We start from the raw sequence: 20,317 nt of genomic DNA on the forward strand, positions 1-20,317 counted from the left end.
TTAACGGGCTGTGAAAAGCGGCAGGTGCTGCGTCAGAGCATCCGGCTGGCCGCCTGCTCGGGCCAATGAGCGAAGGGCAGGACGGCGCCGTCCTTGCGGCTTTGCCGGACGCGGGCCAGATCGACCTCGACCGTGACCCATCCCGGCGCGTCCATCGGCCCTTCGGCAATGATCCCGGTCTCGGGCCAGAAGCCGTCGGGCGGGCCATAGATGGCGGCGCGGCCGCGGTTCTCGTCCAGCGCCGGCATCCACTCGCAGGGGCCGACCGTGGGCGCCTGCACGACGACGCACTGGCTCTCCAGCGCCCGCGCCATCGCGCCGATGCGGACGCGGTTGAAGCCGGCGACGGTGTCTGTGCAGGACGGCACCAGCAGCAGCTCGGCCCCGGCCTCTGCCAGTTGCCGGCCCAGCAGGGGAAACTCGCTGTCATAGCAGATCAGGACGCCGATGCGCCCGAGCGCGGTGTCGAAGAGCCTGAGGCCCGGCGCGCCGGTCACGTCCCAGTCCTCGCGCTCGAAGCGGGTCATGATCTGCTTGTCCTGATGGCCGATCCGCCCTTCCGGCCCGTAAAGCACCGCCCGGTTCACCGGGCGCGCGCCCTCGAAGACCGGACCCGAGGCGCCGAGGATGTGGCAGCCCGCCCCGGCCGCAAGCCGCAGGTGCAGCGCCTCGACCGCGGGCCAGTGCCGCGCGACCTCGTGAAGGCTCGCCTCCAGATCACCTGCGACCTCGCGCCCGCCAAGCGAGGCCAGCTCCATCGCGGCATATTCGGGGAATACCAGCAGGTCGGCATCCGTTTCCCGGACCCACCGGCTCAGCTTCGCCTCATAAGCGGCGAAATCCTCCAGCCAGTCGATGGGATAGGCGGCGGCGGCGATCTTCACAGGGCGCGCATCCAGAACTGCAGCTCCTTCTCGGTCTCGGCCGGCTCGCCGAGATCCTTCCAGCCGAAATGCGCGACCACGCCCGGCAGCTTCTCGTAGCCGCGCTTATGCCAGAAGGCGTCGAGCGGGCGGTAATCCGCGGGCCGCGCCGGATGGTCCGCGGGCCGGATGACGCTGCAAAAGGCGCACCAGCGGGCGCCCAGATCGCGGGCATGGGCCTCGCGGTGGTCGAAGAAGGCATGGCCGAGGCCGCGGCCGCGATATTCCGGCAGCAGCACCGACTCGGCGCAGTAGAAGACCTGGTCCAGCGGCTCGGGGCGGGTCGCGAACGCAGCGCCGAAATCGGCAGCATGATCGGTCATCGGCGCCCCGGTCGCCGCCCCCACGACGCGTGTGCCGTCCAGCGCCGCCACCACGACCGCGCCGGGCGACTGGTAGGCGCGTAGATAGTCGCGCTCGTAATCGGCGTCGCCGTCGTAGAGATAGGGGAAGTCCCGGAAGACCGAGATGCGGAGACGCGCGACATCTTCCAGCGCCGCGGCCAGCGCCTCGCCGGTCAGGACGCGCGTCTCGACGCTCATTGGCTGACCTGCCGCGTCCAGTCGGCCAGGTTGTAATAGGTCGTCACGCGCGCGATCTTGCCGTCGCGCAGCGTGAAGAAGGCGCCGGCGGGCAGGCGATAGGACTGGCCCTTCGCCGGCGGCAGGCCCTCGTCGGTCTGAAGATAGGTGCCGTTCACCACGAACTCGGCGGCGGCGCGCTCGCCATCCGCAAAGATCACCATGTCGGTCAGGTGCTCCTTGTAGGAGCGGGTCATGTGGTCGTTGAACTGCGCGAAGAGATCCTTGCCGCGGCGGATCTGGCCCTCGTTCACGTGGTGCTCGATCTCGTCATGGACCAGCGCCAGCATGGCCTCGGTATCGCCCGCGTTGAAGGCGTCGTAATAGGTCTTGATCAGGGTCTTGCTGTCCATCGGCCTCTCCTTCTTGCCGCGCCTTCCTAGCAGCCGTGGCGCCCGCGTCACCTCAGCCTTGGGTCTGAGACGGCGCTTGTAATCCCGGTCCGACCTGTTAGCGCTTTGCGCAAAAGCCATCGGAGGACCCGAATGACCGGAAAAGACCTGGGCAGGCGCGAGATCACCTGCTTCAAAGCCTATGACGTGCGCGGCGAGCTTGGCAAGAATCTGGATGCCGACGTCGCCTATCGGATCGGCCGCGCCTTTGCCGAAGTCCGCAACGCGGGCCGCGTGGTCGTCGGCCGCGACAGCCGCGAATCCTCGCCCGAGCTGGCGAAGGCGCTGATCGAGGGGCTGACGGATGGCGGCGCGGACGTGCTGGACCTGGGCCTCGCCGGGACCGAAGAGGTCTATTACCATACCGGCGCCCTCGGCACGGATGGCGGGATCGAGGTAACGGCCTCGCACAACCCCATCAACTACAACGGCATGAAGATTGTCGGGCAGGGCTCGGCCCCGCTGGACCCGGCGACCGAGCTGCCGCCGATCGTCGAGCTGGCAAGCTCGGGTGCCTTCGCGGCGCGCGAGAAGGGCAGCGTCAGCGACTACGGCCATGCCCGCGCCGACTATGCCCGGGCCATGGCGGATTTCGTGGACGTCGCCGCGCTGAAGCCGATGAAGATCGTGGTGAACGCGGGCAACGGCACCGCCGGCCCGACCTTCGACGCCATCGCCGCCGAGCTGGAACGCCGCGGCGCGCCGCTGACCTTCGTGCGGATGCACCACGACGTGGACAGCAGCTTTCCGAACGGCATCCCGAACCCGCTTCTGGACGAGAACCAGCCGCCGACGGTTGCCAAGGTGAAGGCCGAGGACGCCGATCTGGGCGTGGCCTGGGACGGCGACTTCGACCGCTGCTTCTTCTTCGACGAGAACGGCCGCTTCATCCCCGGCGAATACATCGTCGGCCTGCTGGGCGCGGCCTTCCTGGAAAAGTCGCCTGGCGAGAAGATCGTCCACGACCCGCGCGTCATCATGAACACGCGCGCCATGATCGGCGAGGCGGGTGGCGAGGCGGTCGTCAGCAAGACCGGCCACGCCTTCATCAAGCGCAAGATGCGTGACGTGGGGGCGATCTATGGCGGCGAGATGTCGGCGCATCACTACTTCCGCGACTTCTACTATTGCGACAGCGGCATGATCCCGTGGCTGCTGATGATCGAGCTGCTGTCCCGCAAGGGCAAGACGTTGGCCGAGCTGCTGGAGGAGCGGATGCGCCTCTACCCCTCCTCGGGCGAGACGAACTACACGATCACCGATCCCGACGCCGCCATCGCGCGCCTGATCCGGGCCTACGAGCCGCAGGCGCAGGGGCGCGACGATCTGGACGGGGTGTCGCTGGATTTCGGCGCCTGGCGCTTCAACCTCAGGAAGTCGAACACCGAGCCGGTGGTGCGCCTGAACGTCGAGGCCGACGGCGATGCCGCGCTGGTGGCCGAGAAGCAGGCCGAGCTGGCGGCGATCCTGAAGGGCTGAGGCCTCTAGACGCCGAAGGTCACGCGGCCTTCGGCGTCGATGCTCCAGCTCGGGTTCCAGGCGATTTCCCAGGCATGGCCGTCGGGATCGGCGACATAGCCGCGAAAGCCGCCATGAACCGGCGCATCCGCCGCGCGCAGCAACGTGCCGCCGGCAGCGACCAGGCGCTCCATCAGCGGCGCCACGTCCTCTTGCCGCGGCAAGTTGTGGGCCAGCGCCATCGCGCCGCCGCCTGCGCCGGGGCGCTGCATGTCCGCGGCCAGCGCCGCGCTGTCCCAGATGCCCAGCATCAGCCCGTTCATCTGGAAGAACATGATCTCGTCATTATCGAAGACCGGGCTCCAGCCGAAGCCGTCCAGGTAGAAGCGTCGCGCCGCCTGCCTGTCCGTGGTGCCAAGCGTGACGACGGCGATCTGCTGCACGGGTTAGTCCTCGAAGCCGAAGGCGATGTAGTCGCGAAGATAGGCCTGCCGCGCCGCCTGCCGCAACGGCTTGATCGCCAGAAGGTCCGGCTGCCGCTCTGCCTGGGGCAGCGGGACGTTGGCGGGGTCGATCCCGGCGGCCGACAGAAGGGGCAGCAGGTCCTCGGCCAGGCGATCCTCGCGCAGGATCATGTCGGGGGCGACGAAGCGGGCAAAGCCGGCCACGACCTCGGACTGGCTGGCCCAGGAGGCGTGGGTCGGCAGCGTCGTCTGCGCGTTCAGGTTCCGGCGCAGGAAGTCGAGGAAAGCCTCGAACAGCGCGATCTGCCGGTCCTCGGGCAGCGCCGGCAGCTCGGCATCGGGCGGCAGCGGTACCCGGTGGACCTGACGCATCAGCACCCGCAGCTCGGGCGAGGCCTCGGTCAGCAGGCGGCGGAAGGCCGACCAGGCGCGGCGCAGGGGATGGCGCAGGACCGTGAAGCTGCGATGGCCGGGATGCTGGCGCTTCCACTGGCGCAGCGTCGTCTGCGTGAAGCCGCTTTGCCCGGCGCCCAGCCCGGCGAGCCAGGGCGCGATTCCGTCCGGGCCGCCCTGCACCGGCATGAACAGCAGCCCCCGCCCCGCCTCGGAGGCGCGGAAGCCGGGCACCGAGGGACCGCGGCGCGGCTCGAAATTCGGGACGCGGCGCAGCATGAACGGGTCGAGCGTCGTCAGGTCGGCCTGCATCTCGTCGAAGTTCGCGACCTTCTCGGCCAGCTCGCGCGGGTTCTGCGGAACCTGGTCGCTGGCCGGCTCGACCCGCGCAAGGTCGGTGCGGCCCAGCCAGTGCATTAGGCCGGTCATCACCTCGGCGTCGCGCAGATCCTCGTAGCCCAGCCAGAAGGCCGCCTGCCCCGAGACCTGAAGCCGGTGCAGGATGCGGCGCTGGAAGCGCTCGGTCGCGGTGACCATCTGGCGGAACTCGGCCCCGTCATAGGCGATGGTGGCGGGGATCGGGGTTTCGGTCTCGTTCAGCTTCCACTGGTTCGTGGCCCAGGCAAGGCGGGTCGAGACATAGCTGTCCAGGGGGTTGCGCGTCAGCACGATCTTGGCACAGCTGCGGTCCTCGATCATCGTGTCGAAGACGCGCGGGTCGTGGTCGTGGAAATAGCGGAAGCCCGGCAGGTGGCCAGGCCGGTCGGTCAGCTTGCGATAGAGGACCAGCGGGTCGGCCTCGCGCTCCTCTCGCGTGATGCCCTGCAGCTCGTCCTTGTCGGGCCAGCCCATCATGTAAGGGTTGAAGGCCTCGCCGAAGCAGGTCACGCCCTTGATCGCGTTCAGCGTCGCCTCGAGGAGGTTCGAGCCCGTGCGCATCTCGGCAAAAATCACGAAGCTGCGGAAGGCGGTGGTCATTCGGCAGCGGTCCTCTCGGGCATCATCTCGTCGATCGGCCGCGGCTCCACCTGCGGCAGCCCCTCGCCGGTCAGGCGGGGACGCAGCCCGGAATTGCGCAACTGCCGCAGCAGCTCGGCCAGACCCGTCATATCGCGCATCGGAGGCAGATCGTCCACCGGCTGCGTCGGAACCTGAAGCTGTTGCAGCGCGGCCTGCATGATCGCCTGCGGACGCGCGAGGAAGTCGGTCAGCTCGTGCACCTGCACCCGCGCCTTCACCCAGACCGAGTTCAGGATGTCCAGCTGCGCCAGCTCGGCCCGCTGCAGTTGCGCAGCGACGCGGCGCACGTCGTCGAAGGGCATCTCGCTGCCGAGAAGCGGCAGCATCCATGCGCCGGTGACCACGTGGAACTGCGCGTTCGGATCGGTCGCCATGAACCAGTTCATCGCCTGGTTGTCGCGCGGGCTGAACTGGAACACCTGCATCCGTGGCGTGATGCGGATCAGCCCGGTCAGGAAACCATGCGGGTCACGGTCGCGCAGCGCGGTGCTGGACGAGATCGCGCCCGGCCCGATCTCGGGGCGGCCGGCGAACTCGACCTCGTCCGGGCCGAGGAGGTGGCCGTGCACATCCGCCTCGACATGGCCGCCGAGCCAGGTCTCGAAATCGGGGAAGATGTCGGCGAAGCCCTGGAAGACGGCGTAGGGAGCCGAGGTCTTGCCGTTCTCGCAGTCCTTGCGCGGAAAGCGGCTCTGCATGTAGAGGCCCGGCCTGCCCAGCAGGCGGCGGCGGACGGTGCGGTTGATCAGCCGCTCGAAGCGCTGCGGCTGCGGCAGGGCGTGGCTGCCGTTCCCGGGGGCCGCCTTCGGGAACTGCGCCATCAGCCCCGCCGCGCCGTGCCAGACCTTGCGAGCCACGAAGCAGCGCGATTCCTCCAGCAGCAGGGCGTGGTCGTCGTAGAGCTGGTAGGGCTTGCCGTCATGGTCGAACTTGGCCAGCGTCAGCGACTGGCTCTCGATGCGGATGGCGTGGCGGCGGGCGAGGGTCTGGAAGTAGCTTTCGTCCGGGATCCAGGTGCTGCGGAAGTAGCGGTCGAACTCAGCCCGTCTCGGGTCCTCGAGGATCGCCCGCAGCGTCGTCGCCGTCAGGCACCACCATTGCGAGCCGAGATGCGGCGTGATGCCCTTCGGCACCCGGCGGCGGATGCCGAGCGCGCGCTGAAGGTTGGTGAGCCGGTCGAACATCCAGCGCTGGCGCCGCCAGTCGAGCGGGTAGTAGAAGGTGAACCGCTCCTCGTTCAGCCCGCCGACGGTCCAGCCCACGTCCAAAGCGTTCACGCTTTCGATGTGGTCGCGATGGGGGTCGAGCGCGAGGTGGTCCAAGAGGTCCCCGACCGGGCGCAGCGGCAGGCACGAGCCCGAGGCGAGGTAGACATGCGTCAGGTCGGGATGCGCCGCCAGCAGCGCCTCGGCCGCGTCCTGCGTGGCGCGCACCAGGCTGAAGCGCCCCCATCCGCAGCGGTGGCGGCGCGAATAGAGGATGCCGTCCAGATCCCCGAGGCTTGCCTTCAGGCCCGCGACCGCGTCGGCCGGCGCCTTGGCATCGACATGGATGACCACCCGCGCCCCGCCCGCGGCCCAGATCCGCGCCATCCGCGCCGCCATGTCCAGCTGCGTGTGGCACAGCAGCACCACGCCGAGGCGCACGGCCCCCGTCACGCCCAGTTCCCCCGCGAGATCAGGCCCAGATCCTCGAGTTGCCGCCAGTCGCGGAATTCCCGCGATTCGGAGCACCAGAGGTTGGTGCCCTTGCGCAGCCCCGCGTGATAGGCCTGGTATTCCTGGCTGTCGGCGTAGTGCTGGCGGCGGTCCAGCTCTTCCTCGGACTTTCGGGCGAAGGTCGACAGGAACTTGGCGTGCAGAAGGCAGCCCGATGCCTGCTCGCCGCCGTCCTCGTCGTAGACGAGGTTCACCTGCCGCGGCAGCAGCATGTGGGTCGAGCTGACATAGGCATAGCGCCAGTGCCACTTCACCAGCGGGATCTTGTTCAGCGCCGGCCCGGCCAGCGGGTCCGCGCGGAAGAACTCTCGCGTGCGGGGGCCGCCCTGGATCCACAGGTTGCCGTAATAGCTGTTCTTGCTGATCGTGTAGTTGGCCGGGTCGAACCAGCTGGCGATGGCGAAAGGATCGCCGCCTTCCTCGTAGGGCGTGTCCTCGATGTCGCCCTGCGGATACATGTCGAGCAGCATGGCGGGGAAGGACGTCCGCCCCGAGCCGTCCAGCCAGCTGGTCAGCGCCTGAAGCGGGCGGCTGTCGCAATGCGGGTAGGTCAGGAATTCGTCCGGATCGACCGTCAGGCACCAGTGCCCGGTCCCGTAGCGCAGCAGCAGCCAGTTGATCCAGTCCATGCCGAAGCGGGACTTCTTGTAGCTTGCCCGCGTCCACCACAGCGAGACGTCGGGCTGGTCGCGCAGATAGGCGCCGCTGCCGTCGTCGCTGTCGTTGTTGACGAAGAGGAAATGGTCGATCCCGAGCCGGCGGTAGTAGTCGAGGAAATAGGGCAGCCGCTCGCGCTCGTTGCGCAGGGTCACGAAGGCCAGGATCGCGCCCTTGCCGATCCGGGCGGTGCGGTCCACCACCGGCTTCAGCGCCCTGCGGCGGTTGACAGCGCGGGCGATCAGGTACTGCCGCTCGGCCCGACGGCGCAGGCGCTCGGGGATCAGCGAGTGGCGCTTCAACGCCATGGGAACCTGCATCCGCGGCAGGATTTGCGGCAGTCGCTCATGCCTCAAGCAATGATGCAGGCGCAGCAGTCTTGGCAAGGAAAAATCGCGTTCAGCGTGTATTCGGCTCGGCGCCTGCGCTCATCAGGCCCAGGTCCACAAGCTGCTGCCAGCCAGTGAAGCGGCGCGAATCCGGGCCGCGCAGCACCGGGCGGGCGGTGATGGCGCGGTGGTAGCCCACATAGGCCTCAGGACGGGCGAAGTGCTGGCGGCGCTGCAGCTCCTCCTCGGACTTGGCGACGATCTCGGGCAGGAATTTTCCGTGCAAAAGTATGCCCGAAAGCCGCGGATCGCCCGGCCCGTCCCAGCAGAGGTTCAGCTTCGGCGGCAGCAGCGAATGGGTCGAATTGACATGCACCATCCCGCGGCGCCAGTTCACCAGCGGCAGCTTGTTGAGCGTCGGTGCAAGGCGCGGACGATCGGCGAAGAAGGCCCGCTGGCGCACGCCGCCCTGCACCCACAGATTGTGCCGCGGCTGCATCCTCTGGGCGCGGTAGGGGCCGGCGTCGAACCAGGGCAGCCGCTCGGTCAGGGGCGCCTCGGGCGGCGCGTCCGCCGTGCCGAGCCGGCCCGAGGGGTAGAGGTCCAGCATCAGCGCCCCCATTGCAGGAATGCGGGCGGCGGCGAGGCGGGCGGTCAGCTGCGGCAGGGATGTCCGGTCATATCCGGGATAGATCAGCAGCTCGTCCGCATCGACCGTCAGGCACCAGTGGCCGTGGCCGAAGCGCCGCTGCAGCGCCCCCGTCCAGTCCAGCCCGAAGCGCGCATCGCGGTAGCTGCCCCCGCAGCGCCACAGCGACACGTCCTCCTGCCCGGCCAGCAGATCGGCGGCCCCGTCGCTGCTGTCATTGTCGACGATCAGGAAATGCGCCACGCCAAGGTCGCGATAATGAGCCAGGAACTCGGGCAGGCGCGGCGCCTCGTTGCGGATCACGCAGAAGGCCAAGACGTCGCCCGACCGAATCGCGGCTGTGCGGTCCGCGACCGGCGTCAGCAGCCGGCCGGCGCGGATGCAGCGCCAGAGCAGCTCGCGCCGCTTCCAGCGCAGGCGATAGGCGGCGAAGGCCCGCCGAAGCAGGCCCGGCCGCCTGGTCATTCGGCGTAGGCGCCGTTCTGGTGCCAGCGCCAGGCGTCGGCGATCATCTGCCGCATGGTCGAGCGGTCGGGCGACCAGCCGAGCTCCGACCGGGCGCGGGTGCTGCCGCAGACAAGCTTGACCGCGTCGCCGCCGCGGCGCGGCCCGTCCAGCATCGGCACCTCGCGGTTGGTGACATGGCGCGTCGCCTCCACGACCTCGCGGACGGAAAAGCCCGCGCCGGTCCCCAGGCAGAAGACGCGGCTGCCCTTGCCCGCGCGCAGCCATTCCAGGCCGCGCACATGGGCATCGACCAGGTCCATCACATGGACATAGTCGCGGATGCAGGTGCCGTCCTCGGTCGGGTAGTCGGTGCCGTGGATGGTCAGCGCGGCCCGCTTGCCGTCCACCGCGTCGAGGATCAGGGGAATCAGGTGGGTCTCGGGCCGGTGGAACTCGCCCACCTCGCCCTCCGGGTCGGCGCCCGCCACGTTGAAGTAGCGGAAGATGACGTGACGCAGTCCATGCGAGGCGCCGAAATCCACCAGCATGTCCTCGATCGCGCGCTTGCTGGCGCCATAGGCGTTCAGCGGCGCCTGCGGCGTCGTCTCGTCCAGCACCTCGCCGTCGCAGTCGCCATAGGTCGCGCAGGTCGAGGAGAAGACGAAGTCGAGGCAGCCCGCCGCCACCGCCGCCTCGATGAGGTTCAGCGAGCCGGCGACGTTGTTGCGCCAGTACTTGCCCGGCTCGGCCATCGCCTCGCCGACCTGGCTGAGGGCGGCGAAATGCAGGACCGCGACGGGGCGATGCTCGGCGAAGGCCGCGTCAAGCGCGGCGCGGTCCATCAGGTCGGCCTGCACCAGCGGGCCGAACTTCACTGCGTCGCGCCAGCCGGTGGACAGGTTGTCCAGCGTCACCGGAAGGTAGCCGGCCGCCCCCAGCGCCTTGCAGGCATGCGAGCCGATGTAACCGGCACCGCCGGTCACCAGGACGACGGGTTTCATGCGTTACTCGGCCGCCTTGCGCATCGCCATGGCCTGATGGAGGTAGTCCGCGAACTCATCCTTCAGCTCGTCGCGCTCGAGGCCGAAGGCCACGGTCGCCTGCAGGAAACCCGCCTTGGAGCCGCAGTCGAAGCGCTGGCCGCGGAAGCGCAGGCCGAAGACGTCGCGGCCTTCCGCGATCTCGTCGGCGATGGCGTCGGTCAGCTGGATCTCGCCGCCCGCGCCCTGCTTCAGCTTGTTGAGGTTCCGCATGACGCTCGGCGCCAGGATGTAGCGGCCGATCACGGCGAGGTTCGAGGGCTCGGTGCCGGCCTTCGGCTTCTCGACCATGCCCTTGGCGCGCACGATGGCGCCCATGTCCTCGGCCACGTCCAGAACGCCGTAGGAGGACACCTTGTCCGGCGCGACCTCCATCGTGGCGACCATGCTGCCGCCGGTCTCGCCATAGGCTTCGACCATCTGCTGCAGGCAGGGCGGCTCGCCCTGGATGACGTCGTCGGTCAGCACGACCGCGAAAGGCTCGTCGTCCGACAGCAGGCGCCGGGCGCACCAGACGGCATGGCCGAGGCCCAGAGCCTTGTGCTGGCGGATATAGGCGATGGCGCCCGATTCCATGTAGGTCGAGCGCAGGGTTTCCAGAAGCGCGTCCTTGCCGGACTTCTTCAGGTTCGCCTCAAGCTCGTGGCTGTGGTCGAAGTAATCCTCGAGGGCGCCCTTGCCGCGCGAGGTCACGAAGATGAACTCTTCGATGCCTGCCGCACGCGCCTCGTCGATGGCGTACTGGATGAGCGGCCGGTCGACGAGGGTCAGGATTTCCTTCGGAATGCTCTTGGTGGCCGGCAAGAAGCGCGTTCCTAGCCCTGCGACCGGAAAGATCGCCTTCGTCACCTTGCGAGTCATGTTTACACTACCTTCAGTTGATCCAGCGCAAGATCGCGCTACTGCACCGCGAACTCAGCATGGGCTTGGCGGGCTACGGCCGCAAGATTAAAGCTGGCGCGCACCTTAGCCAAGCGTCTACGCAAACAAAACGTGCATAAAGCTCAAGAAGCGTAAATCGGCCGGCCTGCCCTTGATCGAGGTCAATCCTGGCCCATCTGCGCCAGCATTTCCTCGATGCGGGGCACGTCTTCGGGGTTGTTCAGCTCCCAGAACAGGCGGCCGCGGGCCTCGACCTCGACGCAGAGGATGCGCCGCCCCTGCTCGAGAAAGCGCAGCTGCTCCAGCCCCTCGAGCCGCTCGAGAACGCCCTCGGGACAGCTTTCGTAGTCGGTCAGGGCTTCAGGGCGGTAGGCGTAGACGCCGACGTGATGGTAGACGGGGCTGGCCTCGTCGTCCCCGACCTGGTGGGGCACGAAGGGAATGACCTCCTTCGAGAAATAGAGCGCCTGCCGCCGGTCCCCGAAGACCGCGGTCGTGCCGCCGACCCGGCCCGCGTGGCGGTCGGCGATCAGGTCCGCGCGCATCCGCCCCGAGCAGCGCAGGACCGGCGTCGCCACATCGGCATCGGGCGCGGCGTCGAGCCCCGCGACAAGGTCCTCGATGAACCAGGCCGGCGTCAGCGGCGCGTCGCCCTGGAGGTTCACCACGATCCGCGGCGAGACGCCCAGGCGCGCGACGGCGTCCGAGCAGCGTTCGGTCCCGTTCCGGCAGGCCTCGCTGGTCATCACGACCTCGGCGCCGAAGGCCTCGGCATGCTCGCGGATGCGGTCGTCGTCGGTGGCGATGACGACGCGGTCCGCGCCCTGCACGGCCATCGCGGCCTCCCAGCTGCGGCGGATGAGGCTGCGGGCGGCACCGCTTGCGCCGCGCAGCTCGACCAGCGGCTTGCCGGGGTAGCGGCTCGAGGCGTATCGGGCGGGAATGACGATCAGGACCGACATCTCAGCCCTTCACCAGCAGGACGCCGGGGGCATAGGCGATGAAGAAGGGATTCGCGAAGCCTGGCTTGCCATAGGCCAGGGGCTGGTGGTCCTCGAATCGCACCACCTGCCCGCCCGCGCCGCGCAGCACCGCGTCCCCTGCGGCCGTGTCCCATTCCATCGTCCGCCCAAGCCGCGGATAGAGGTCCGCCTCGCCCGTCGCCACCAGGCAGAACTTCAGCGACGAGCCCGCGCTGGTCATGTCCCGCACCCCGTAGCGCGAGATGTAGTCGTCCGTGGCCGCATCCCGGTGCGATTTCGAGGCGACGACCATAAGCGCGCGGTTGTCGGGCGTCGGGTTGACCCCGATCGGGTCGATCTGGCCGGGCGTCTCGCCGAACGGCCCCCGCTCCTCGACCGAGCCGCCCTCGGCCGTCGTGTAGAACAGCCGGCCCTTCGCGGGTGCATAGACGACGCCGCGCACCGGCACCCCATTCTCGACATAGGCGATGTTCACGGTGAAATCGCCGCGGCGCTGCACGAACTCCTTCGTGCCGTCCAGCGGATCGACGATCAGGAAGGTGCCGAGGGACTGGCCATGCGTCTCGGCCTGCTCCTCGGTGACCAGCGCGATCTCCGGGAAGGCCGCGCGCAGCCCATCCGAGATGATCGCGTCCGCCGCCTCGTCCGCGGCCGTGACCGGAGAATCGTCCGACTTTGCCCGCACGTCGAAATCGTCGGCCTGGTAGATCTCCATGATCTTCTCGCCGGCCAGCAGCGCGAGACGGCGCATTTCGGCGGTCAGTCGGTCGAATGTCATTCACTTTCCTCTCGGATCGGGCGCGTGTTCGCTTCATGATTGTGCGGACTGTCGGTGAACCTTATGATGCCCCGGACCCCGCTCGGCAAGCATCGCGCCGCTTGACCCGCCGCCCGCCCGCACCCCGAGGAGTGCCTGCACCTTGTTCCAGCGACGCCAGACCCGCACCATGGCCGAGGCGGCGTTCACCACGCTGTCGCTGATCTACCACCAGACCGTGTTCAAGCTGCGCAACGCCCATCGCAGCGCGCTGATGGGCATCTTGATGAGCATCTCGCAGACGCTGATCATGATCGCCATCTTCATGGCGGTCTACTACCTCATCGGGATCAGGTCGGCGCCGCTGCGCGGGGACTACGTGCTGTTCATCATCAGCGGCGTTCTTTGCTTCATGACGCTGCGCGGCGCGGTCAGCGCGGTCTCGGGCAGCTATTCGATCAACACCGGCCTTCTGAAGCACGAGCCGCTGAACCCGGCGGTGATGATCTGCGCGGCGGCGCTGTCCATCCTCTACCAGAAGGTCATCACCTGCATCGTCGTCCTGGGCGGCTACTACCTGTTCTTCGAGAACTACACGATCTACCAGCCGCTCGGCGTGGCGAAGATGCTGCTGATGTCCTGGATCGTGGGATGCAGCATCGGATTCGTCTTCCTGGGGATCCAGCCCTGGGCCCCGGACCTGTCGAAGATGCTGGTCCTCGGCTACACGCGGATCAGCATCATCACCTCGGGCAAGGCGTTCCTCGCGAACGTGATGCCGAACTTCCTGCTGCCGTGGTTCATCTGGAACCCGCTCTTCCACCTGGTCGACCAGTCGCGCGGCTACATGTTCATCAACTACACGCCGCACCGCACAAGTTTGGATTATCCGATCAAGGTCGCCATCGGGCTGTTCGGGGTCGGTCTTCTGATCAACTTCGCGACCCGCAAGTACGAATCCCTCAGCTGGACCGCCGGACGCTGAAAAACTGCTGCTTCTGGCCGGTGCACAGCGCTTGCGGGCAATGAAACCCTCCCTATATACAGCCCCGAAGACGTCCGGGAGACCGGGCAAAATCGAGCAAAGGGATCGGGCCGCGGGGGCCGTAACGGACCCGAGGCCCCAACATCGCCGCAAGAAAGGTTAGACACACATGTCCAAAGTCATCGGCATCGACCTCGGCACGACGAACAGCTGCGTCGCGATCATGGACGGCAGCCAGCCCAAGGTCATCGAGAACAGCGAAGGCGCCCGCACCACGCCCTCGATCGTGGGCTTCACGGATGGCGAGCGTCTGGTCGGCCAGCCCGCCAAACGGCAGGCCGTGACCAACCCCACCAACACCGTCTTCGCGGTCAAGCGCCTGATCGGCCGCCGCATGGGCGACGACGCGGTCGAGAAGGACCGCAAGCTGGTTCCCTACGCCATCGTGGACGGCGGCAACGGCGATGCCTGGGTCGAGGTGAAGGGCGAGAAGTACTCTCCGGCGCAGGTCAGCGCGATGATCCTGCAAAAGATGAAGGAAACCGCCGAATCCTACCTGGGCGAGGAAGTGACGCAGGCCGTCATCACCGTTCCGGCCTATTTCAACGACGCGCAGCGCCAAGCGACCAAGGACGCCGGCAAGATCGCGGGCCTCGAAGTCCTGCGCATCATCAACGAGCCGACCGCCGCCGCGCTGGCCTATGGCCTCGACAAGAAGGAAACCAAGACGATCGCGGTCTATGACCTCGGCGGCGGGACCTTCGACATCACCATTCTGGAAATCGACGACGGCCTCTTTGAGGTGAAATCGACCAACGGGGACACGTTCCTCGGCGGCGAGGACTTCGACATGCGGATCGTCAGCTACCTGGCCGACGAGTTCAAGAAAGAGCACGGCGTCGACCTGACCAAGGACAAGATGGCCCTCCAGCGCCTGAAAGAGGCGGCGGAGAAGGCCAAGATCGAGCTGTCCAGCTCGTCCCAGACCGAGATCAACCAGCCGTTCATCTCGATGGACAAGAACTCGGGCACGCCGCTGCACCTGGTCGTCAAGCTGACCCGCGCCAAGCTGGAAAGCCTGGTCGCCGACCTGATCAAGCGCACCATGAAGCCGGTTGCGGACGCGCTGAAGGATGCCGGCTGCTCGAAGTCGGACATCGACGAGGTCGTCCTGGTCGGCGGCATGACGCGGATGCCGAAGGTCGTGCAGGAAGTCACCGACTTCTTCGGGAAAGAGCCGCACAAGGGCGTCAACCCCGATGAGGTCGTGGCGCTCGGCGCGGCGATCCAGGCCGGCGTGCTGCAGGGCGACGTCAAGGACGTGGTGCTGCTGGACGTGACGCCGCTGTCGCTCGGGATCGAGACGCTTGGCGGCGTCTTTACCCGCCTGATCGACCGCAACACCACCATTCCGACCAAGAAGAGCCAGATCTTCTCGACCGCCGAGGACAACCAGAACGCGGTGACGATCCGGGTCTTCCAAGGCGAGCGCGAGATGGCGGCCGACAACAAGATGCTGGCGCAGTTCAACCTGGAGGACATCCCTCCGGCGCCGCGCGGCATGCCCCAGATCGAGGTGACCTTCGACATCGACGCGAACGGCATCGTGTCCGTCAGCGCGCGCGACAAGGGCACCAACAAGGAGCAGAAGATCACCATCCAGGCCTCGGGCGGTCTGACCGACGACGAGATCCAGCGGATGGTCAAGGACGCCGAGCAGAACGCCGAGGCCGACAAGGGCCGCCGCGAGCTGGTCGAGGCGCGCAACCAGGCCGAAAGCCTGATCCACTCGACCAAGAAGTCGCTCGACGAGCATGGCGACAAGGTCGACAGCTCGACCGTCGAGGCGATCGAGCTGGCGGTGGGCGCGCTGGAGGAATCACTGAAGTCCGACGATGCCGGCAAGATCCGCTCGGGCATCCAGAACGTCATGGACGCCTCCATGCGTCTCGGCGAGGCGATCTACAAGGCGCAGCAGGGCGATGGCGACAGCGGCGACAGCGACGGGGACAACCCGCGCAACGTCGATGACGACATCGTGGATGCCGACTTCGAGGATCTCGGCGAAGGCAAGAAGCGCGGCTGATCGGGGCCGCCTCCCGCTTGGGCCGGTCCGGACGTTGTCGCGGGCCGGCCTGTTTGTTGGGATAGGGAACAGGACGACAGATGGGCAAGCGTTGCTACTACGAGGTGCTGGGGCTGACCCGCGGCGCGGCACCCGACGAGATCAAGAAGGCCTACCGCAGCAAGGCCAAGGAACTGCACCCCGACCGCAACAAGGACGATGCCAGCTGCGAGGCCCGCTTCAAGGAAGTGAACGAGGCCTATGACTGCCTGAAGGACGACCAGAAGAAGGCCGCCTATGACCGTTTCGGCCATGCGGCCTTCGAGGGCGGCATGGGCGGCGGCGGCTTCGGCGGCCAGCGCGGCGGCCATCCGGGCGATTTCGGCTCGGCCTTCGCGGATGTGTTCGAGGACCTCTTCGGCGACATGATGGGCCGGCGCGGAGCCGGCGGGGGCGGCGGGGGCCGTTCGCGCGCGCAGCGGGGCCAGGACCTGCGCTACAACCTGCGCGTCTCGCTGGAAGAGGCCTACGCGGGCCTGCAGAAGACGATCAGCGTGCCCGGCTCGGCAGCCTGCGAGGAATGCAACGGCACTGGCGCCGAGGGCGCGACTCAGCCCGCCACCTGCCCCACCTGCGCCGGCATGGGCAAGGTCCGTGCGCAGCAGGGCTTCTTCACGGTCGAGCGCACCTGCCCCACCTGCGGCGGCGCCGGGCAGATCGTCAAGAATCCCTGCAAGGCCTGCCACGGCGCCGGTCGCACCGAGCGCGAGCGCACGCTTGCCGTGAACATCCCGGCCGGCGTTGAGACCGGCACCCGCATCCGCCTGGCCGGAGAGGGCGAGGCCGGGTTGCGGGGCGGACCTGCGGGCGATCTCTACATCTTCGTCGAGGTCAGCGAGCACGCGATCTTCCTGCGCGACGGCCGGATGCTGGCCTGCCAGGTGCCCGTCAGCATGGCGACCGCCGCGCTTGGCGGCGAGGTCGAGGTGCCGACGATCGACGGCGGCCGGGCGCGGGTGAAGGTGCCGGCCGGCAGCCAGTCGGGCCGGCAGATGCGCCTGCGCGGCAAGGGCATGCCGCCGCTGCGGCACGGCGCGGGCGCCTCGGGCGAGTTCGGCGACATGCTGATCGAGCTGACGGTCGAGACGCCGGTGAACCTGACCGCCCGCCAGCGCGAGCTCTTGCGCGAGTTCGAGCTGGAGGCCGAGCGGACCGAGAACAGCCCGCAATCCGACAGCTTCTTCAACAAGGTGAAGAGCTTCTGGGACGGGATGACCCGCTGAGGCGCGCTTAGGGATTTCTTTACCAGGTTCGGCGCAAGCTGGCCGCATGGAAAAGAATCGCGCCTTCGCTGAAATGCCCCTGCCGCTCTTCGCGCCGGCGCCGGACGATGTGCTGGCGCGATCGGCGCAGGCCCGCTCGGCGCCGGCGCCGTCCTATCTGGCGGACCACCGCGCGCGGCTGCGCGAGCGCTTCGTGCAGGGCGGCGCGGCGGCGATGCCGGATTACGAGCTCTTGGAACTGGTGCTGTTCCGCGCCATCCCGCGGCAGGACGTGAAGCCTCTGGCCCGCCGGCTGATCGAGACCTTCGGCGACTTCAACCGCGTTCTCGCCGCCACGCCCGCGCGCCTGCAGGACGTGGACGGGGTCGGCCCCTCGGTGGTGACCGAGCTGAAGATCGTCCAGGCCGCGGCACAGCGGATGGCGCGGGCGCGGGTGATGCACCGGCCGGTGCTGTCGGGCTGGCAGGCGCTGCTGGACTATTGCCAAACGGCAATGGCCCATGCCGAGATCGAGGAGTTCCGCGTCCTCTTCCTCGACCGCAAGAACGTGCTGATCGCGGACGAGGCGCAGGCCCGTGGCACGGTGGATCACGTCCCGGTCTACCCGCGCGAGGTGGTCCGCCGGGCGCTGGAGTTAAACGCCTCGGCGCTCATCCTGGTCCACAACCACCCCTCGGGCGATCCCACCCCCTCGGAGGCCGACATCGCGATGACGGCGCAGATCGCGCAGGCGGCCGGCAGCATGGGAATCACCGTCCACGACCATCTCATCATCGGGAAGTCGCGCGAGTTGAGCTTCAGGTCGCAGGGTTTGCTCTAGTCCCGGCGCGGGATCTTGTGTCCCGCGGCCGCCGGGGGCGCTTCGCCCCGTCGCCGGCCGGTGCTTGCACCGATGGCGCACCGTCCGGCGACCCCCCCGAGGATATTTCGGCACAGAAGATGCGGCGCGGCGGTGCGGTAACCCGTGGGATGATCCGCAGCGCGGTGAGTCGCCGGAGGCTTGCGGTCCGGCCGCGCGGGCAGGGCTGCGGCGACAGGTCGCAAGGCCGCACCCCTTGACGCGTGCGATGCCGACGTTCTGCGGCGAAATGCGCCGGAAGCGGCAGGCTTATCATCTGGACTGACACGGATTTGAAGGCTAGAACCGCCCCCGCGAAGGCTGCGTAGGACGCGGCCCGGAATGTCGTATGGCCGTCCCTGCGGCCCGAATTGGAGTATGACCCGTGTCCCACGCAGATGACCACGTAGGCACCCGGAGGGATTTCCTCTACTATGCCACGGCGGGCGCAGGCACGGTGGCCGCCGGTGCCGCCGCCTGGACGCTTGTGAACCAGATGAACCCCTCGGCCGACGTGCAGGCGCTGGCTTCGATCCAGGTGGATGTCAGCGGCGTGGCGCCCGGGTCCCAGATCACCGTCCTCTTCCTCGGCAAGCCCGTTTTCGTGCGGCGCCGCACCCCCGAGGAGATCGAGGCGGGTCGCGCGGTCGAGCTGAACCAGCTTCCCGACCAGAACGCGCAGAACCCGAACCTCGGCGACAGCGAACCGGCGACCGACCAGAACCGCACGCTGGACGAGGCCGGCGAGTGGCTGGTCCAGATCGGCGTCTGCACCCATCTGGGCTGCGTGCCGATCGGGGACGGCGCGGGCGACTTCGGCGGCTGGTTCTGCCCCTGCCACGGCAGCCACTACGACACCGCCGGCCGCATTCGTCGCGGCCCGGCGCCTGAAAACATGCACATTCCGGTGGCGTCGTTCCTGAACGAAACCACCATCCAGCTGGGCTGAGGAGGGTTCTCATGGCCGGAATACCGCACGACCACTACGAGCCCAAATCGGGCTTCGAACGCTGGTTGCACCGCCGCCTGCCGGTGGCCGGGCTCATCTACGACACGCTGATGATCCCGACGCCGAAGAACCTCAACTGGATGTGGATCTGGGGCATCGTCCTGGTCTTCAGCCTGATGCTGCAGATCATCACCGGCATCGTCCTGGTGATGCATTACACGCCGCATGTCGACATGGCCTTCGCCAGCGTCGAGCACATCATGCGCAACGTGAACGGCGGCTACATGCTGCGCTACATCCACATGAACGGCGCCTCGCTGTTCTTCGTGGCGGTCTACCTGCACATCTTCCGCAACCTCTACTACGGCAGCTACAAGGCGCCGCGCGAGGTCACGTGGATCATCGGCATGCTGATCTACATCCTGATGATGGCGACTGCCTTCATGGGCTACGTGCTGCCCTGGGGCCAGATGTCCTTCTGGGGCGCGACCGTGATCACCGGCCTCTTCGGCGCGGTTCCGGGCGCGGGCGAGACGCTGCAGACCTGGCTGCTGGGCGGGCCGGCGGTGGACAACGCGACGCTCAACCGCTTCTTCTCGCTGCACTACCTGCTGCCCTTCGTGATCCTGGGCCTGGTGATCGTGCACATCTGGGCCTTCCACACCACGGGCAACAACAACCCGACCGGCGTCGAGGTCCGTCGCGGCAGCAAGGAAGAGGCGCAGAAGGACACCCTGCCCTTCTGGCCCTACTTCGTGATGAAGGACCTCTTCGCCCTGGCGCTGATCCTGGTGGTGTTCTTCGCCATCACCGCGTTCATGCCGAACTATCTGGGGCACCCGGACAACTACATCCCGGCCAACGCGTTGGCGACGCCCGCGCACATCGTGCCGGAATGGTACTTCCTGCCCTTCTACGCCATCCTGCGCGCCTTCGACGGCGACGTCTGGCTGGTGCAGCTGGTGCAGTTCGTGACCTTCGGCATCGTCGACGCCAAGTTCTTCGGCGTACTGGCGATGTTCGGGGCGATCGTGGTCATGGCGCTGGTGCCCTGGCTCGACACCTCGCGCGTGCGCTCGGGCCGCTACCGCCCGATGTTCAAGTGGTGGTTCTGGCTTCTGGCCGTGGACTTCATGGTCCTGATGTGGGTCGGCGCCATGCCGGCCGAGGGGATCTATCCCTACATCGCCCTCGTCGCCTCGGCCTACTGGTTCGCCTATTTCCTCGTGATCCTTCCGATCCTCGGCGTGATCGAGAAGCCGGACCCCGTGCCGGCGACGATCGAGGAAGACCACTTGGCGCATTACGACGCGCCCACGCGCATGGCCGAGTAAGGAGAGCCGAAGAATGACCTTGAGAACCAAGACGCTCACGGCCGCTCTGGCCCTGACGGTGGCTGCCGGCGGCCTGACCTATGCGCAGGAAACGACGACGACGGTTCCGCTGACCCAGCCCGACGCGGCCACGCAGGAGGCTCCGGGCCAGGGGACGACCTTCGTCGCCA

The 20,317-nt window shown here is 67.8% G+C and carries 19 protein-coding genes; 7 read left to right on the plus strand and 12 right to left on the minus strand.

Translation table 11 applies throughout. From position 1 onward, the window contains the following. Positions 1 to 32 precede the first annotated feature (32 nt). Genes BLP73_RS04905 through BLP73_RS04915 form a run of 3 tightly spaced genes read right to left on the minus strand, consistent with a single transcriptional unit; the run spans position 33 to position 1,857 of the window. The gene (locus BLP73_RS04905; protein WP_090740914.1) at positions 33 to 884 is read right to left on the minus strand and encodes a carbon-nitrogen hydrolase family protein; all 852 of its coding nucleotides are present in this window, start codon (positions 882 to 884) and stop codon (positions 33 to 35) included. Then, the gene (locus BLP73_RS04910) at positions 881 to 1,465 is read right to left on the minus strand and encodes a GNAT family N-acetyltransferase (RefSeq protein ID WP_090740916.1); all 585 of its coding nucleotides are present in this window, start codon (positions 1,463 to 1,465) and stop codon (positions 881 to 883) included. The genes BLP73_RS04905 and BLP73_RS04910 overlap by 4 nt, the downstream gene beginning before the upstream one ends. After that, positions 1,462 to 1,857 carry a ketosteroid isomerase-related protein gene (locus BLP73_RS04915; RefSeq protein WP_090740918.1) on the minus strand — a complete coding sequence of 132 codons (396 nt, stop codon included), beginning with the start codon at positions 1,855 to 1,857 and terminating at the stop codon, positions 1,462 to 1,464. The genes BLP73_RS04910 and BLP73_RS04915 overlap by 4 nt, the downstream gene beginning before the upstream one ends. Before the next feature lie 132 nt (positions 1,858 to 1,989). On the opposite strand from BLP73_RS04915, the gene BLP73_RS04920 reads away from it, so the two are divergent. Continuing rightward, positions 1,990 to 3,375 (plus strand): phosphohexomutase domain-containing protein, encoded by a 1,386-nt coding sequence (locus BLP73_RS04920; RefSeq protein WP_090740920.1) that lies wholly within the window; start codon positions 1,990 to 1,992, stop codon positions 3,373 to 3,375. A 5-nt stretch (positions 3,376 to 3,380) separates the two neighbouring features. On the opposite strand, the gene BLP73_RS04925 is transcribed toward BLP73_RS04920, so the two are convergent. From BLP73_RS04925 to cysQ, 9 genes are all read right to left on the minus strand, one after another. Then, complete coding sequence (locus tag BLP73_RS04925) at positions 3,381 to 3,797, minus strand: VOC family protein (protein ID WP_090740922.1); 417 nt, start codon at positions 3,795 to 3,797, stop codon at positions 3,381 to 3,383. A 3-nt stretch (positions 3,798 to 3,800) separates the two neighbouring features. Continuing rightward, positions 3,801 to 5,189: a sulfotransferase family 2 domain-containing protein gene (locus BLP73_RS04930; protein WP_090740925.1), complete on the minus strand. Its 1,389-nt coding sequence runs from the start codon at positions 5,187 to 5,189 to the stop codon at positions 3,801 to 3,803. Continuing rightward, complete coding sequence (locus BLP73_RS04935; protein ID WP_175453255.1) at positions 5,186 to 6,835, minus strand: DUF5927 domain-containing protein; 1,650 nt, start codon at positions 6,833 to 6,835, stop codon at positions 5,186 to 5,188. The genes BLP73_RS04930 and BLP73_RS04935 overlap by 4 nt, the downstream gene beginning before the upstream one ends. A gap of 50 nt (positions 6,836 to 6,885) precedes the next feature. After that, a complete protein-coding gene (locus BLP73_RS04940) occupies positions 6,886 to 7,926 on the minus strand; it encodes a glycosyltransferase family 2 protein (RefSeq protein ID WP_245686552.1) in 1,041 nt (346 codons plus the stop codon). A gap of 79 nt (positions 7,927 to 8,005) precedes the next feature. Next, the gene (locus tag BLP73_RS04945; RefSeq protein WP_090740928.1) at positions 8,006 to 9,049 is read right to left on the minus strand and encodes a glycosyltransferase family 2 protein; all 1,044 of its coding nucleotides are present in this window, start codon (positions 9,047 to 9,049) and stop codon (positions 8,006 to 8,008) included. Further along, the gene (gene galE, locus BLP73_RS04950; protein WP_090740930.1) at positions 9,046 to 10,032 is read right to left on the minus strand and encodes a UDP-glucose 4-epimerase GalE; all 987 of its coding nucleotides are present in this window, start codon (positions 10,030 to 10,032) and stop codon (positions 9,046 to 9,048) included. The genes BLP73_RS04945 and galE overlap by 4 nt, the downstream gene beginning before the upstream one ends. Positions 10,033 to 10,035: 3 nt before the next feature. Further along, positions 10,036 to 10,932, minus strand: a complete 897-nt coding sequence (locus BLP73_RS04955) for a UTP--glucose-1-phosphate uridylyltransferase (RefSeq protein WP_090740932.1) — start codon at positions 10,930 to 10,932, stop codon at positions 10,036 to 10,038. A 182-nt stretch (positions 10,933 to 11,114) separates the two neighbouring features. Continuing rightward, positions 11,115 to 11,915, minus strand: coding sequence for a 3-deoxy-manno-octulosonate cytidylyltransferase (locus tag BLP73_RS04960; protein WP_090740934.1), 801 nt, complete (start codon positions 11,913 to 11,915; stop codon positions 11,115 to 11,117). 1 nt (position 11,916) lies between these two features. Continuing rightward, positions 11,917 to 12,714: a 3'(2'),5'-bisphosphate nucleotidase CysQ gene (gene cysQ, locus BLP73_RS04965; protein WP_090740936.1), complete on the minus strand. Its 798-nt coding sequence runs from the start codon at positions 12,712 to 12,714 to the stop codon at positions 11,917 to 11,919. Between the two features lie 142 nt (positions 12,715 to 12,856). Here cysQ and BLP73_RS04970 point away from each other — a divergent pair, with 142 nt between their 5' ends. From BLP73_RS04970 to petB, 6 genes are all read left to right on the plus strand, one after another. Further along, a complete protein-coding gene (locus tag BLP73_RS04970; protein WP_139165898.1) occupies positions 12,857 to 13,678 on the plus strand; it encodes an ABC transporter permease in 822 nt (273 codons plus the stop codon). 169 nt (positions 13,679 to 13,847) lie between these two features. Then, entirely contained in the window at positions 13,848 to 15,764 is a 1,917-nt protein-coding gene (dnaK, locus tag BLP73_RS04975; protein ID WP_090740940.1) for a molecular chaperone DnaK, read from the plus strand. Between the two features lie 80 nt (positions 15,765 to 15,844). Further along, entirely contained in the window at positions 15,845 to 17,026 is a 1,182-nt protein-coding gene (dnaJ, locus tag BLP73_RS04980) for a molecular chaperone DnaJ (RefSeq protein WP_090740942.1), read from the plus strand. Between the two features lie 46 nt (positions 17,027 to 17,072). Next, a complete protein-coding gene (gene radC / locus BLP73_RS04985) occupies positions 17,073 to 17,846 on the plus strand; it encodes a RadC family protein (RefSeq protein ID WP_090740944.1) in 774 nt (257 codons plus the stop codon). Positions 17,847 to 18,249: 403 nt separating this feature from the next. After that, complete coding sequence (gene petA, locus BLP73_RS04990; protein WP_090740946.1) at positions 18,250 to 18,813, plus strand: ubiquinol-cytochrome c reductase iron-sulfur subunit; 564 nt, start codon at positions 18,250 to 18,252, stop codon at positions 18,811 to 18,813. 11 nt (positions 18,814 to 18,824) lie between these two features. Continuing rightward, complete coding sequence (gene petB / locus BLP73_RS04995; RefSeq protein WP_090740949.1) at positions 18,825 to 20,147, plus strand: cytochrome b; 1,323 nt, start codon at positions 18,825 to 18,827, stop codon at positions 20,145 to 20,147. Positions 20,148 to 20,317: the final 170 nt, after the last annotated feature.

The sequence above is a fragment of the Paracoccus tibetensis genome, from assembly GCF_900102505.1.
Lineage (GTDB): Bacteria > Pseudomonadota > Alphaproteobacteria > Rhodobacterales > Rhodobacteraceae > Paracoccus > Paracoccus tibetensis.

Bases quoted from the DNA above. Each gene is read 5' to 3' on its own strand.
- BLP73_RS04910 (WP_090740916.1), bottom strand. From the start codon at position 1,465: ATGAGCGTCGAGACGCGCGTCCTGACCGGCGAGGCGCTGGCCGCGGCG.
- BLP73_RS04915 (WP_090740918.1), bottom strand. From the start codon at position 1,857: ATGGACAGCAAGACCCTGATCAAGACCTATTACGACGCCTTCAACGCG.
- BLP73_RS04920 (WP_090740920.1), top strand. From the start codon at position 1,990: ATGACCGGAAAAGACCTGGGCAGGCGCGAGATCACCTGCTTCAAAGCC.
- BLP73_RS04930 (WP_090740925.1), bottom strand. From the start codon at position 5,189: ATGACCACCGCCTTCCGCAGCTTCGTGATTTTTGCCGAGATGCGCACG.
- BLP73_RS04935 (WP_175453255.1), bottom strand. From the start codon at position 6,835: ATGGCGGCGCGGATGGCGCGGATCTGGGCCGCGGGCGGGGCGCGGGTG.
- BLP73_RS04940 (WP_245686552.1), bottom strand. From the start codon at position 7,926: ATGCAGGTTCCCATGGCGTTGAAGCGCCACTCGCTGATCCCCGAGCGC.
- BLP73_RS04945 (WP_090740928.1), bottom strand. From the start codon at position 9,049: ATGACCAGGCGGCCGGGCCTGCTTCGGCGGGCCTTCGCCGCCTATCGC.
- galE (WP_090740930.1), bottom strand. From the start codon at position 10,032: ATGAAACCCGTCGTCCTGGTGACCGGCGGTGCCGGTTACATCGGCTCG.
- BLP73_RS04955 (WP_090740932.1), bottom strand. From the start codon at position 10,932: ATGACTCGCAAGGTGACGAAGGCGATCTTTCCGGTCGCAGGGCTAGGA.
- BLP73_RS04960 (WP_090740934.1), bottom strand. From the start codon at position 11,915: ATGTCGGTCCTGATCGTCATTCCCGCCCGATACGCCTCGAGCCGCTAC.
- cysQ (WP_090740936.1), bottom strand. From the start codon at position 12,714: ATGACATTCGACCGACTGACCGCCGAAATGCGCCGTCTCGCGCTGCTG.
- dnaK (WP_090740940.1), top strand. From the start codon at position 13,848: ATGTCCAAAGTCATCGGCATCGACCTCGGCACGACGAACAGCTGCGTC.
- dnaJ (WP_090740942.1), top strand. From the start codon at position 15,845: ATGGGCAAGCGTTGCTACTACGAGGTGCTGGGGCTGACCCGCGGCGCG.
- radC (WP_090740944.1), top strand. From the start codon at position 17,073: ATGGAAAAGAATCGCGCCTTCGCTGAAATGCCCCTGCCGCTCTTCGCG.
- petB (WP_090740949.1), top strand. From the start codon at position 18,825: ATGGCCGGAATACCGCACGACCACTACGAGCCCAAATCGGGCTTCGAA.